The organism is Stieleria maiorica (assembly GCF_008035925.1).
Classification (GTDB): Bacteria; Planctomycetota; Planctomycetia; order Pirellulales; family Pirellulaceae; genus Stieleria; species Stieleria maiorica.
This window is the reverse complement of record NZ_CP036264.1, coordinates 2,945,832-2,959,974: the sequence shown is the minus strand read 5'-3', so window position 1 is coordinate 2,959,974 and position 14,143 is coordinate 2,945,832. Positions and strand designations below refer to the sequence as shown.

Sequence of the window (14,143 nt, the reverse complement as noted above, 5' to 3'; positions counted from 1 at the left end):
CCGCCGGGCGAGCGAGAGCGATCGACTCCTTGTCTCCGCGTGCGAAGGCTCGCGGGGGATCCACCTTCTGGCGAAGGTAGCTACCTTTGCGTGATTATGTCCTAGCTCGATGTGCGCGTCTCAATTGCGATTGCGACATCATTCTGCCAAATCAGGGCCATCGGGGCAAAACGATGGGGGCAAGACGATGGAAGGCAGAATGATGCGGGGCAGAATGATGAGGAGAGGGAGAGGTTGAACCGGGGGCGGTTAGAAGATGTCACGCAGCGATGTCAGGGCCAGGGGTTCTTTGGTGGCGAAGGGTTCGCCGTAGCGACGGGCGATCAGGTTGCCGAAATGGGCGGCGTCGGTTTCGATGCGGTCCAGCATCGTCGGCGGCTCGGCCGGGCGACCGGTGATGAACTGACTTTCGTAGGCGCGGATCGATTCCATTTTTTGCTCGATCGTCTCGCTGATGTCGACGATCCAGCTGGGCTGGATGGCCAAGCGTAAGTGCACGCAGAAGTAGTAGAACGTTCGCTCGGGATGAAACCGTTCGCCCGGCATATCGGTCTTGCTAAGCTTGGCCCAAAACCGAGCCGCTTCGATCAATTCGGTCGCGACGACGTGGTCCGGATGGGCGTCGTGAAAGTAAGGCGCGAAGACCCAGCGTGGACGCAACATTCGAAAGTAGCTGGCGATCCGCTTGCGCGCTTCGAGCGTGTGTTGGAGTTCGCGGTTGACCAACGAGGCATTGCCACGCCAGGTCACGTTCAGGATTTCGCTCGCGCGGATCGTTTCGGCGCGGCGGATGGCTTCGCTGCCATGCGGGGTCGGTTCGCCGGTGGTCAGGTCCAAGATGCCGACCCGCATACCCTGCCGAATCATTTTGGCGATCGTGCCACCCATGCCGATCTCCGCATCATCGGGATGCGGTGCGACGACCAGAAAATCAAGTGGGGCGATGTCACCGATCGCCTCGGGGCCGTCGGTATGGATCTCAGTCATCGTTGATAAATCGGCAAGTAATGGTAGCGGACGGAAAGCGAAAGCAGTGCCAGGGAGGTGGAGTAGACCAGGCCGACGTTCCGTTCTTCACCGCCGGGCGCCATCCACGATCCGTCGCGGCGTTGCCGCGGCAACAGCAGTGTGGAGACGACGCGGCCGGACTTTTCGGCAAATTTGCCGCCGACTTGATGCATGCCCTGGGCGTAGTAATACAGTCCGTAAAACAGGTAGCGTTCGTCCGACGTGGGTTCGTACCCGAGCAACCAATCGGCCGCCGCGGCCACTTCGGGCGCGTCGTATTGTCCACAGACTTGCATCGCCAGCAATCCCGCCGCGGTCATGGTGAACGTAGGACGCGTCTGTCCCGGCGTGTAACTGAATCCGCCTTCGCCGACACCGGTTGCGGTGCGTCGGCCGGTAAAGGAATTGCGGAGGTATTGCAAAGCTTGTTCGATCGATTCGCCGGGCACGTTCATCCCGTCATTCTTTGCCGAGCGGAGTGCCATCAGTTGCCAGATCGAAACCGACAGGTCGCTGTCACGGGACTGCGGCGAGTACCGCCATCCGCCTTCGAGCTTGCGTTCTTTGCGGACCGCTTGCGACGAGAGGATTAATCGCAGCGCATGCTCCAGCCGGTCGTGAATGATCTCGTTCTGCTGGGCGCTCGCGCCCATACCCAGCATTTCGGTCAACATCAGCGTGACGATGCCGTGGCCGTACATCCGTGAACCGTCGTGGGCACCGAAGTAGCCGGCTTCGTTTTGGTGGTGTGGTCCGAGGACAAAATCCAACGCCGCGCGCATGGCGCGTCCGCGGCGGGTGGGCTCGGCCGGTTCGGTGCCGACCGCCGCCAACGCCATGATCGCCAGCGAGGTCAGCGCCAGTTCGTGTCCGCGGTCGGTGATCGCGCCGGTGGAGCGTTGATTGCGGAGCAAAAAATCGATCGCGCGGTCACAGGCCTGGTCCAGTTCGTCGTCGATGTACAGGTTGTCGATCGATGGCGGTTCCTGGGCAGCGGCCGACAGAGCCCATTGCCCCGTGACCGCGCCGGCGAGTGCAAACAGGTCGCGGCGGCGGACCGTCCACACTCTGGCGGGCGTCGCAACGGCTCGATCCGACTTGGCGGCGTTCGGACACCGGCCGGCTTGTTGATTCGAGCTCGCATGCGTAGGGAAGGTACTGCGCGGTGCCCCTCGCTCACGCGTCGGGCTGGCATCCAGACGTTTTCTTTGAGGCATCACTTCGACTCCGCCGCTCGTTTGGAAAGCGCTTTAAAGTAGGCTTTGATCTCGCGCGAGTAACCGGGCGGGATCTGGATCGATCGACCCTGCGCCGCATCATCGACGCCGCGGCGGCGAAGATCGCCCCAATCACCATCGGCGATCGCACCCTGGATCAAATCGACATCGTCGGGGCCGTCTGGCATCTCGCCCTGGCCGGATTCCGAGACCGGATTGGGAGACGAGGGATCGGAGCTGGGCGGTTGGCCGGGTTGCTCGCCGGCTTGTGCTTGCTGCAAACTTCTCAAACGCTCGCGTGCAGCTTGCTGCATCTGGGCTTCCAACATTTGAGCGAGTGTCGGTGACGCTTCGACAGCGCTCTGCGGCGGCTGGCCCGAACCGAGGCGGCCCTGACCGGAGGGTTCGCCACCGGGTTTGCCGACGGCCGACTGGCTGTCAGAGGGTTGCCCTTGATTGCCCTGGGACGATTGAGCGGGTGGCTGTTGAGCCGAGGACTGTTGGGATGCTGAGGCTTGTTGTGAATCGGACGGTTGCCCCGGCGGCGAGGCGCCGTCAGCCAAGGAGCGATCCAGGTCGTCGAGCGTTTGCGCCATTTGCTGGGGCGTGGGTTGGGAGGCCGACGGTTGCCCGCGCTCCCCGGATTGATTGCCGGATGCCGTCTGTCCCGCGGACTGGCCCGACGACTGCCCGGACGATTGACTCGGTGACTGCGTCGCGTCGGCGCTAGCTGTCGAAGCACTTGCGGGGGCGCTCTCTGACGGACTGCTTTGTTGCCCGGGATCCCCTTGCGACGAATCAGCCTGTCCGTCCGGCGATTGCGACTGACCGGTCATCGACTGAATCGCTTCGGCTTGGTCGGCAATCTTTTCGGCCGCCTGCTGAAGCGATTGGGCGGCATCGGCAGATCGTTGGCTTTCGTCGACCGACCGCCCCAAATCTTCGCCGGCCTGTTTCGCCGCTTGGCCGGCGACCTGCTCGATTTGCTTCGCTGCCTGGGCAAGTTGTTGGGCGGCTGGATCGTTTTCCAGACGAGCTTCGTGGCGCGACGCGCGTGCCAAATCATCGGCCGCGGTTTGCACGTCACTTTCGACCCGTTGTTGTTGATCGGCGATGTTTCGCGCCGAATCGGATGTGGCGCGAAGGTCGGTTTCGATGTCGGAATCCTGGGCGAGTTGTGCCAATTCATCGGCCAGGTTTTTCAACCGATCCGATGCGTCTTGCGCCACTTTTTGGCCCAACTCTGCCGCCGGGTTGGGCTTGTCCAACGGCGCGGCTTTGGACTGATTGATTGCGTTGGCCCGTTTTACGGCCTGCTTGCCACGCTCTGTCGCCAATTCTCTCGTGTTGCGGGTCTGCCGGATCGCCCGGTCGGCCTGTTCCAGCAGGTCTTGTTGTTTTTCGATTTCGCGTCGGTGCCAATCGTTGTCGGGATTCTTTTTCAGTTGATCCTGCTCGCGCCGGATCACATTTTCGGCGGCGCGTTTCTTTTGTTCTTCATTGCGGACACGTCGACCGGCGTCTTCTTCGGTGGACGACCATATTTGGCGTTGTTGGTCGAGGGCGCGAAGTTCATTGTTTCGCAGCTGGTTTTCGTTGCGCCGCATCGATTCGGCGCTGGTGTTTCGCCTCTGTTTGTCACCGTGAAGGTCTTTGTCGGCAGCTTGGGCCAATTGTGCGGCGGATTGTTCTGTCGCCCGGGCGGCCTGATTCACTTCGTTCTGCATTTGGCGTGTGGCCGATTGCAATTCGCTTAACGTCGGTTGTCCCCGCGACGTTTGTTCGACCCGGTTGATGGAATCGTTCAATTGTTCGCGGATCATTTCGATCGATTTCTGCGTCTCGGGTTCGTTGGCCCAGCCGGCGGCTTTGGATGCGGTGGCCAGAGTCCGGTCGCGGAGCGTTTTGGCTCGCTGGACGAATTCGTCCAGCATCAATTGTGTTTGACGCTTTTGTTCGGCGAATGCACTGTCTTCGGATTCCAGGCGACGTTGCAGCGCGTCTTCTTCTTTGGCGGCCTGCCTGAGGTTGTCAGCGACCTCGTCGACGGTTTCGGCGGCGATGTCGCTAAGTGCTTCTTGCATCGGTTCGTTACGTTGAAGCTCCTCTTCGAGCTGTCGAAGCAATTCACGCGGGTCTTGTTTCGCGGCCTCGGCCATTTGTTCGGCGTTTTCGTATCGCTCGCTGAGCGCATCGGCGGCGTCCAGTTCCGCTTCCGCCTGGCGCAACTGTTGACGGGACTGTGAGACATCTTGGCCCTGTTCGATTTTTTCGAAGTGCTCGGCCGTTTGCTGCAGCCGCTGGGAAAGTTCGGTCAGTTTTTCTTCGACCGATTCCAGGGCATCGTCACGCTGCTGTTCGGAGGTCGCCGATTCGGCCTGTTTGAGGGCTTCTTTGGTTTCCTGGACGGCTTCGGCGATCAATTCGGCGGCGGCGTCGGCATCGCGCGCCACCTCTCGCTGTTCGTCGTTGACGATGTCGGTCGTGTTGGCTTGATCGATCAGCGCCCCGATGGTTTCGGTCGACTTTTCGATCGCTTCGTCTTGCTCCGGTCGAACGTCTTCTGCTGATTCCTCACTGGCGTCTGCGCGGGCGTCGGTCGCCCGTTTGGCCTGGTCGGCTTCTTCAGCAGCCTGCCGTGCCTGCTGGGCGAGCGTCAACACGTAGCGGCCCAGGACGTCGCGCGCCTGGTCACGGTCTGCCTCCAAATCATCCAGGCCGATCTGCAGGTCGCGGGCGAGCGATTGCAAGGACTTTTCAGCGGACAGGAATTTGTCCATGCTCCAACGCCGGGGATCGATGCGGGCATTGGCTTGGTTGTGATCGTCGTTGTGCCGCGTCGCGTCGATGCGCCCGAGTGCGGCTTTCGAATCGACGTTGGACTGGCGTAGATAGCGGACGCCCAATTCGACGCGAACGTCCTGGAGTTTGAGCCAGACGGGATGGTAGATCTTGCGCAGCGGTGACGAATCGCTTTGCCCTTCGCCTTCGCGGATCGACAACCAGTCTTCGCGGGCCGCGGCGATGTCGCTGGTCGCCTGCAAGACGCCGATCGCGCCGGCGATGGCATTCAGCACCCGGTCGGCCGGCTCTTGATCGTAATCCTGGTACCCATTTTCGGTCACGTTCTTGATCGCTCGCACGAACAGGCTTTGATCGGCGGCATACTGCAAATCGACCTTTGACTTGGCACGATTGAGTCTCTCTTGCCCGGCCGCTCGCACGATCAAACGGTTCAGCTGTGTCTGCCAACGGAGTCGATTCCATTGGACGTCCAAACCGCTTTTGATCGCGTCCTCGGCATTACGATCACGTTCGGCCGCGGACTCGGCGGATTTCCAAGCCCGCCCGGCGTCTGCCAACTCACGCGTCAAATCGGCCAGGTACCGCATTTCTTTGCGGAGATCACGTCCCCAGCGCAACGCCGCGTCGTGTGTCTCGGAATAAACGAGCGATTGTGGCTTGTCGTTGACTTCTTTGCGGAGCGATTGCAAGACCGCATAGACTTGGTCTCGGCTTGCCTGGTCCTCCAGCAGCGTTTCGATTTGGATGCCCCAACGTTGCGACCAGCGCGACCAATGGTCACCGGCGAGATGTTGTGCATGTTGCGGCGAGAGCAACGGTTCGTACTGCTGGATCAACCGGTCGATTTCGGCCAGTTGGCCCGCAACCAGGGTCAAGTAGCGGGGTAAACGCTGTCGCGGCAGATCGTCGACCAGACGGATGACGCCGTCACGCAACATGCTGGCGTCGGAATAAAGTGACGCGGAGAGTGCGAGTCCGAACCGTGCCTGGGCAAATCCTCTCAGCCGATCGGATTGATAGGCGGTTTGTTTCGCATCGCGACCGATCGATGCGAGATGTTTTTTGTGCACCTTGCTCCAGAGGTTTTCTTGATGTTCGCCCAGCCATTGCAGCTGTTTGATCTGGCCGTCCAATCGCGTCTCGATGTCCAAGATTGCTCGGCCGACCAATTCGGTATTCGAAGCGCTGGCGGTGTTCTGTGTGGCGGAGAGCGTTTCGGTCAAGCTTTTGATCAGCGCGACGGATTCCTGTTGCAGCGGTTTCCAACGCGTGACAACATCGCTGATCGGCTGAAAGTCGCCCGAATCGCCGATTGCATTCAGCTCGTTGGCCAATTTTTCGGATTCCAGGGACCACTTCATGATCCGCTCGATCTGATCGGCAAAGGGAGCAAGGAACTGATGACGATCCGCATCGAACCCGTCGCCGGCGATCAGAAACTCGATCACCGGCGATTCGGTTCGGGCGCCACGGCGGTCGATGGCGACCAATCGGGTTTTGACCAGGTCACCGGCGGCCAACTGTGGCGTTTGCGATGATTCGCCCAAACGATGCAGCATGTCCCACGACCAGTTGAGATCCAGTTTACGATCGGGAACATCGATGGGCAGCGGATACGATTCGAACCGTCCGCCATTGACTTGGACTTCTTGCAGCACACGCTCGAGCGGCAAATCGTCGGCGGCCGAAGCAGACAGTTCGATCACGTCCAGGGACGAGACCAATCGGCTGGGTTGCGTGTCATCGGACCAGCGGACGATCGGCGGCGTGTCCAAGACCGGCATGATCATGTTGGTCGGGCTGAACGGGTTGTCCAAACCGCTGCGGACGCTGGTCGCGTCGACTTGGTATTGACCGGAGGTCTTGATGGAGATGCGGGTCAAGAACTTCGTTCCCGACTCGTCGACCGGTTCCATATCGCTGCGCGCCCCACGGACGCCGAATCGGACGACCGGGTTTTCGACGCTCTGGTCAAACGTCACGATGACTTCGGCAGTTGTTCCCTGCAATGCCTTCAGATCGCCGTGTTCTTCATCCGCACTGCGGTCATCCAGTTTGGCGTACGTCGGCAGCCGATAATGTTTTTCGTAACGCACGACATGGGGGCGTGGCAACGGTGTCAGTTCGTGCCACAACGTGATCGCATCGCCGGCGGTGATGCGATATTGAATCGGGACCGAACCGACCGACAGATTCGCTGCGAATCGCGTTCCGGGAGCGTCCTGGACGGTGGCACCGGCGGCGTCATCTGAACCACCAGTCACTTGCGAATCCGCCCCGGGACGAAATGCAGAGGCGTCCATCCGCGGCGTCATGATCGATTCGCCGGATGTTCCATCGGCGCTCCGCCAATGCAACATTACGTCGTCCGCTTCGGCGCCAAGGACACGGACGATCACCCCCACCGCATCACGCTCGGCGACATAGCGGGACGGGGGCGAGGGCTCCAGGATCGTGACTTTGGTGCGAGACGCCCGCTCGATGGCGATCCCCGGCAGGGCGGCGCGAGCGAATCGGCGGCCGAATTGAGCCGACGGGATGAACATCAACGCGATACACAACAACGCCACCGTGGTTCCACTGAGCACCCAACGGCGGACCAGACGGAGCGGCAGCACTTCGCCGACGTCGACTTTAGCGATCCGCCGGGCAACGCGGCTTTGCAGCAGCCGACGGAAATAGGGCGAACCGTTGCTGCCGGCCGGATCGGCCAGTTCGACCGCGGCGACCAGGTTTTCGCGCAGGTGGGGCGCGACGCTTTCGACATGGCGGGCGATTTCAAGTTCATCACGTTTGGCCAACGAAGACAACCCCGACAACCACATCACCGCCGCCGTGGCGGCATAGATCCCGATGCTAAGCAGCCAGCGGATCGTGTCACGAAAGAAGAACAGGTAGTCGAAGGTCGCCAACAGGAGCGTCAGCGAAATGAACGTCAGCAGGGCGACACCGATCGCCCGGGCCACCAACAGCATCCCCCGCCGACGCCGGAATGCGGCCAGCGTGCGTCGGGTGATCGGATCCAGACCGGTTCGGTTCATTGCGTGTTCACGTGCCGTTGCCATTGTTTGATTCCTGTCCGTTAGACCAATCCGGCTCGCTTGCGACACCACCATTCGATGGTCAGCAGCGCGATGATCAACCCAAACCAAAGGTAAGACTGCCACAGCACCGTGTCGGTTTCGATGACGGTTCCGCTGGAAAGCGGTTTCAGCAGTTCCAGCATGCGACCGGCATCGGATTCATGGATATAGGTGCCTTCACCGGCCGATGCGATTTGGCGCAGCGAGTCTTCGTCCAAACTCATCCGTTGCATTTCGGCGTGATCACCTTCGATGACCCAAATCGGCGTCGACGCCAACAGCGCCGATTCGTCGAACCCGCTGGCGCGAATTCGGATCGAGTACTCGCCGCCGGGCAGCGGCGGGACATCGCCGGCATAGGTGCCGCGACTGGGATTATCGACACTCAGCGGAATCGTGGCGACCACATTGCCGTCGCGGATGACCAACGCATCCACGGTGGCGTCGACGACGGGATTGCCGCGGACGTCACGCAACCGGGCACGGACCGCCACCGGTTCGCCGTCGCGATACTCGACCTTGTCGGTCCCGATCGAAACGTACTGGTCGCTGGCCGAAAAGGGCGGCTCCATCGCGGCAACGACCAACTGATTCCAAAACCGTGCGTGAAATCGGTCGGCAACCTTGTACCGCCATCGCCAGGTCTGATCCGATGCGAAATAAAACACCCGCCCCGCGCCGTACATCCGCGTCGCCAACCAGGGTGTGCGGGTGCCGTTGTCCAAGACCGCTTCGCCCCACGCCTCGGCGCCTTCGCTCAATTCAACGTTTGCGGTCCAAGTGGGCGATGGCAACGAGCGCCAGAACGCATCCAGTTGGTCGCTTTGGTCGATCAATCCGAGCGCCGGCTGTTCCAACCCCTCGGGGGTCGCTTGCAATCGGTCGGGCAACGGCGGCGGGCCGCTGCCTCGATAACGCACCGGCATCAATTCGCCAAACTCGGTTGCCGCCAGCGAACGCAGTTTCCCGAATCGCCCGTCGATGATCACCAATCCGCCGCCGCTGGCGACGAATCGTGACACAAGCCCGCGGTCGGCGGTGGTGAACTGGGGGGAATCAACTTCGCCCAACAAGATCGCGTCGTACTGCGCCATCGCCTCGGCGGTCTCGGGAAATTGTCCCGGCGAATCGCCGCGCGGTAATTTGGGTGTGGACGTTCCTGGTCCGAACAAGACCACATCGGTCTGCCAGGCGGGGTCACGTACGAACAGGTTCTTCAGATAGCGGGTTTCCCAGCGGCTGGATCCGTCGACGATCAACAGCCGACGATTTCGAGTCGAGGCGGCCACGCGAAAGTGCGACAGGTTATTGTCGGCCGAATAATCCGGGCCGCTGGATTCGACCTTGGCGACCAAACGCAGCACTTCGTTGGTTCGATTGATGCCGCGAGGGGATCGTGTGCGCAGTCGATCGACCAGTTCACCGACATTGATCTCAAAGGGCACCGATTGCCGAGGCGTGTCCGTGATGCGGACTTGTTTTTGCCACACGGTGTCGCCGTCGGATTCGATCCGGACCAGCACGGGTTCGCCCTGTCGCCCGAAATGTTTCACGACGACTTGGCCGGCCAGTTTGCCTTCGGCGGCGACCGTTTCGGGACGGATGACTTCGACGATGCCGATATCCGGCGGTTCGTCGACCGAACCAAAGCCGAGTGTATTGACCGTCGTTCCGCCGCTGGCAAGTTGCCCCGCGACCGAGGGTGCCGGCCGTTCCAAGCGATTGGCGGAATCGGTGTCGCGGCCATCGGTCATCAGCACGATCGCGGCGCGGCGGACCGAATCGATATCGTCGCCGGAGGACGACAGGCTCACGTCGTCGACGGCCGAATCCAAATTAATCGTCGACAAGATCGATTGAAGTGGTCGCGAAAGATTGGTCGCCGGCCCGTCGGCCGACCAGTCCAACGCCGTGGGCAGTTCGGATTGGTCATCGGATGACCAGATCGCAACGGGATCCGAATCACTGAATGCGATGACGTCGATCGCGTGGGTCTTGTGGATTTGTTCCAGCCAGCCCGGTTCGGTCGCGTTCCCCAACAACGCTGCCGAAGCACGCTGCAAACGATTGTCGGCGGTGGAATCGGACTGGCTGTCCGAAAGCGACATGCTGCGCGAGGTGTCGACGGCGAAGACGACCCGCCCGAGTGTGCCGATGACTTGTCGTCGATGCCAAACCGGCCCCGCCAAAATCAACACCACCAGCGCGACGGCCGTCCCCCGCAGGGCCGGCAACAGGTACTGGTACGGCGGCCGGATCGAACGCGTTTCTCGCGCATAAAGCACGACCACGGCGACGACGGCGACCAGCGCCAATACCGCAACGAGCGGGGCGGGCAGATCACCGGCAAAGCGGATCGACGCAAGCAGTGACGATGAAAGCAGTGGCGCGGCAAGCAGTGCAACCATTACGGCGTGCCTCCCGTGATTCTTCGTCGCGCCACCAGGTTCTGCTGCAACCACAGCTCGGCGACCAAGGCCACCAACAGGACGACCAAGATCACACGCCAAAGCTCGCGTCCGAACGAACGCGAACGGTCGGCGTCTTGCAACACGGCAGCCGTCTGGAAAACACCCGCGTTCAAAATCGTTGCCAATGCCTGTTGGCGTTCTTCACCCACGTCGACCAACAGCGATTCCGAAGCGTCCACCGTGGCGATTCGCATGATTTCCGCGACGGCGACTTTATCTGGATCTTGCAGGTCGGTCACGCGTTTTTGAATCGTGTACACACCGGGGGCATAGGTCGCGGTCAGCCGGACCGGATCGTCGGCGGCGGGCGGCGGGATCTCGAACTGCCCACTCGGCGTACGGGCGGCGTAGGTGGTTCGCGTCTGTGCCCCCAGTTTCACGTCGGGGACCGGCCAGTCGTCTTCGCCGATCACGATCGGTTGTCCCACCTGGAGCATCGCGTCACTCCGTTTGCCCGCCAAGTCCAGTACCAGCTGTTGGACCAATGGCAGAAACACGGGACGCAGCGGCAGATTGGTCCAGGCCGCGTTGCCAGAAACCGCGAACTGCACGACCGTCCCTTCGCCCACGGCATCCATCACCGCCAGCGGGGCACCATCGGCCGTGCGGAGCAAAACGACACGACCGGTCGCGTCGCGCTGATCCGCTTCGTCGACCGCCAGCGAGCGGTAGGCGAAAACGTCGACGCCGGAAAACGGATTGGCGTCGCCCCGCGCCAAGATCCTCCAGGGCTGGTACAGCGTGGTGGGTTGGTCGATCGCAAACGATTCCTCGGGGCCAGCGGAGTCGACGTCGGGATTGCCGACGATCTCGCCCAGCGTCGCCGGAAAGGTCAGCTCGGCATCGTCGCCGCGCCAGACCTGGTTGTAGAGGTCCGCGCGCAGGGTTCGTCCGTCGAACACGACCAAAGCGCCACCCTGGTCAACAAAGATGGCGAGTCGCTGTTTGGCCGAATCGGGAAGCTGTCCGACACCGCAGAGAATCACGACGCGCGTCCGGTTTTCCTGGAGTGCAGATTCCAGCTTTTGCGGGGACACGACAGCGGCACGGACCGGATCGGGGCGATCATCGCCGCCGAAGGCAAACGGGCTGAGCGCGATCGCTAGAAAGTCGGCCTGGCCACCCAGCGGCTCCTTGCTGGAACCACCTTCGACCAGCAACACGTTGACTTCATCGATCACCTCCACCGCGACACGGCGTGTGTTGTCGTCGACCAGGACGTCACCGCGATCGATCGTCGCGGCGACTTCATGAATCCCGGCTCGGTCGATGGAGTGTGTCAGCCGATTGGTCGACGTTGATTTCGCATCGATCGACACCACGCGAGGTTCCAACGGTTTTCCGTCGACCGACCAGATCAGCCGCAAGTCGTTGGCCGGAAGGTCGGATGCATTCCGCAGCGTCGCCGTGTACACGCCCGATCGTTCGCTGACGACGACCGGCGATTCGATCGAGACCGCATCGACCGAGACGTTGGCCAGATCATCCCAACTGGAACCCACGTCCAGCATGTCGACGACCAGCCGCGTTCCGCCATCGGTTTCCGCTGCAATCCGGTTGGTCTCGGCGATCCGTCGCGCCGCTTCCAACGTCGCCGCATCGACGGCGCCGGACTGGAAGTCCGACACGACCAGAATCTGACGTCGGGGATACGATCCCTCTTCAGACGCGACGATGGCCGCGTCGATCAGTTGGCCGATCGAGACGGCGTTGCCCCGGGCATCGATTCTTCGAAGCTTGGCCAACGCATCCGAAACTCCCATCTTGGCAGCGACGGCACCCAAGCGTGAACTGCGAACCAGCATCACTTCGTCACGCCGCGTCAGATCGGCCAGCACGGTGCGGATCTCTTCCTTGGCGACCTCGATCCGTGACGGTTCGCCCGGCGGCGTGACCGACATGCTGCGTGAATCATCGATCGCGATGACCAACGTTTTCGGTGCGTCACCGGCCAGCGCGCGAAGCCCCGTCCACATCGGCCGGGCCAAACAGAACGCCAGCAGCACCGGGATCGCACACCGCAGCAACAACAGCAACAAATTGGTCACCTGCATCCGCCGCCGATTGACCCGCACGACACTTTCGAGCAAGTACATCGCTCCCCAGTCAACCGTTTTGAATCGGCTGCGAAAGAACAGATGGATGACCAGCGGGATCGTGAACGCGAACGCACCGAAGGCCAACGCGGCATTAAGAAGGCTCATCGAATCGTCCGTCTCCTGGCCGCCACATACTCGTGCAAGACATCGACGAAGGGCTGGTCGGTGGTGATCGGAATCAAATCCACACGGCTGCGTCGACTGGCCTCACGTAAGGCTTCGTTGTGCTCGGTCAAGCGCTGCTGGTACGCATCGCGGATCGATGCGGCATCGACGGTCTGCTGGTCGATCGCGGATTCCAGATCGCGGAATTGGATGCGGCCAGAAAACGGAAAATCGACTTCGTCGGGATCCAGGATCTGGAAAAAGATGATCTCGTGCTTGTTCGCTCGGAACTGTGCCAATGATCGGGAAATTGATTCGGCGTCGCCCATCGAGTCGGAGAGGATTACGATCAGTCCGCGACGCCCGACTTTGGGAACGATCTTTCGGAACACGCCCCCCAAGTCCGTCTCGCGCCGCGATTGCTCGGCGACCAGCGCCGACAAGATCGGTTGCAGGTGCGACGGGCGGCTTCGCAGCGGGACCTGTTGGCGGAGGTCGTTGTCAAAGGTCACCAAGCCGACCGGATCTTGCTGGCCGAGCATGAAGTAGGCGAACGCGGCGGCCAGCCGAGTGGCGTATTCGTGCTTGGACAATCCCTCGAAGCTGCGGGTGCCCTTGTAAGCCATCGAACCGCTCTGGTCGACCAACAGATGGCAGCGAAGATTTGTTTCTTCTTCGTATTGGCGGATGTACAGGCGATCGCTTTTGCCGAACACCTTCCAGTCAATATTCTTCAGCTCGTCGCCCTGGACATATTGGCGGTGCTCCTTGAATTCGACACTGAACCCTTTGTGGGGCGATCGGTGGCGTCCGCTGCAGTAGCCTTCGACGATTTCCCGCGCCAGGATTTGCAGCCGCGCGACGCGCGACAATTCCTTCGGTTTGACGAAATCCAAAATCCGCATGGGGGGCTCGGGCGGTTGGGCTGGAGGCGACTGGCTGGAGGCGACTGGCTGGAGGCGATCGTGGGGGGGACGCCACTAGAATCAACGGTTACGGGTCACGATTATACCCTGTCGTGCCGCGTCGATTCCGCGAGATCGGCGAAGTTCCTGAACGGCGTCGTCCCCAGCCAAGCTTGCCGGAAGCCGCCCTTGCTCGCGCCGCGGCATTAGTAAACCAACAGGCCACCTGCGGAGGAACAGGGATTGATCCTTGTGGCAGGTGAATGGACGGCAGACGAATCCTCCCGATTCTTGAAAGGCTTGCGAACCATAAAGGGACGATCGCGTTCTCTGTAGATTTGGGTGGGGCAAAACGATGGGGAGAGGGCTGGCAGAATGATGCGGGGCAAAATCATGCGGCAACGGACGGAATGGTTTCCACGGGACGCGGCTGAGGGTGTCCGCTGCGCG

6 protein-coding genes are annotated in these 14,143 nt (G+C 61.4%); all 6 read right to left on the bottom strand.

All coding sequences use genetic code 11. From position 1 onward, the window contains the following. Positions 1-249 precede the first annotated feature (249 nt). From bshB1 to Mal15_RS10175, 6 genes are read right to left on the bottom strand one after another with little or no spacing between them, the layout of a single operon-like run. A complete protein-coding gene (bshB1, locus tag Mal15_RS10200) occupies positions 250-987 on the bottom strand; it encodes a bacillithiol biosynthesis deacetylase BshB1 (protein ID WP_147867659.1) in 738 nt (245 codons plus the stop codon). Continuing rightward, entirely contained in the window at positions 984-2,225 is a 1,242-nt protein-coding gene (locus tag Mal15_RS10195) for a prenyltransferase/squalene oxidase repeat-containing protein (RefSeq protein ID WP_233903391.1), read from the bottom strand. Before Mal15_RS10195 ends, bshB1 begins: the two co-directional genes overlap by 4 nt. Beyond that, complete coding sequence (locus tag Mal15_RS10190) at positions 2,225-8,095, bottom strand: hypothetical protein (protein ID WP_147867658.1); 5,871 nt, start codon at positions 8,093-8,095, stop codon at positions 2,225-2,227. Before Mal15_RS10190 ends, Mal15_RS10195 begins: the two co-directional genes overlap by 1 nt. Before the next feature lie 17 nt (positions 8,096-8,112). Then, a complete protein-coding gene (locus Mal15_RS10185) occupies positions 8,113-10,521 on the bottom strand; it encodes a hypothetical protein (protein WP_147867657.1) in 2,409 nt (802 codons plus the stop codon). Next, a complete protein-coding gene (locus Mal15_RS10180; protein WP_147867656.1) occupies positions 10,521-12,788 on the bottom strand; it encodes a BatA domain-containing protein in 2,268 nt (755 codons plus the stop codon). Before Mal15_RS10180 ends, Mal15_RS10185 begins: the two co-directional genes overlap by 1 nt. After that, the gene (locus Mal15_RS10175) at positions 12,785-13,693 is read right to left on the bottom strand and encodes a DUF58 domain-containing protein (protein WP_147867655.1); all 909 of its coding nucleotides are present in this window, start codon (positions 13,691-13,693) and stop codon (positions 12,785-12,787) included. The genes Mal15_RS10180 and Mal15_RS10175 overlap by 4 nt, the downstream gene beginning before the upstream one ends. Between the last annotated feature and the right edge of the window lie 450 nt (positions 13,694-14,143).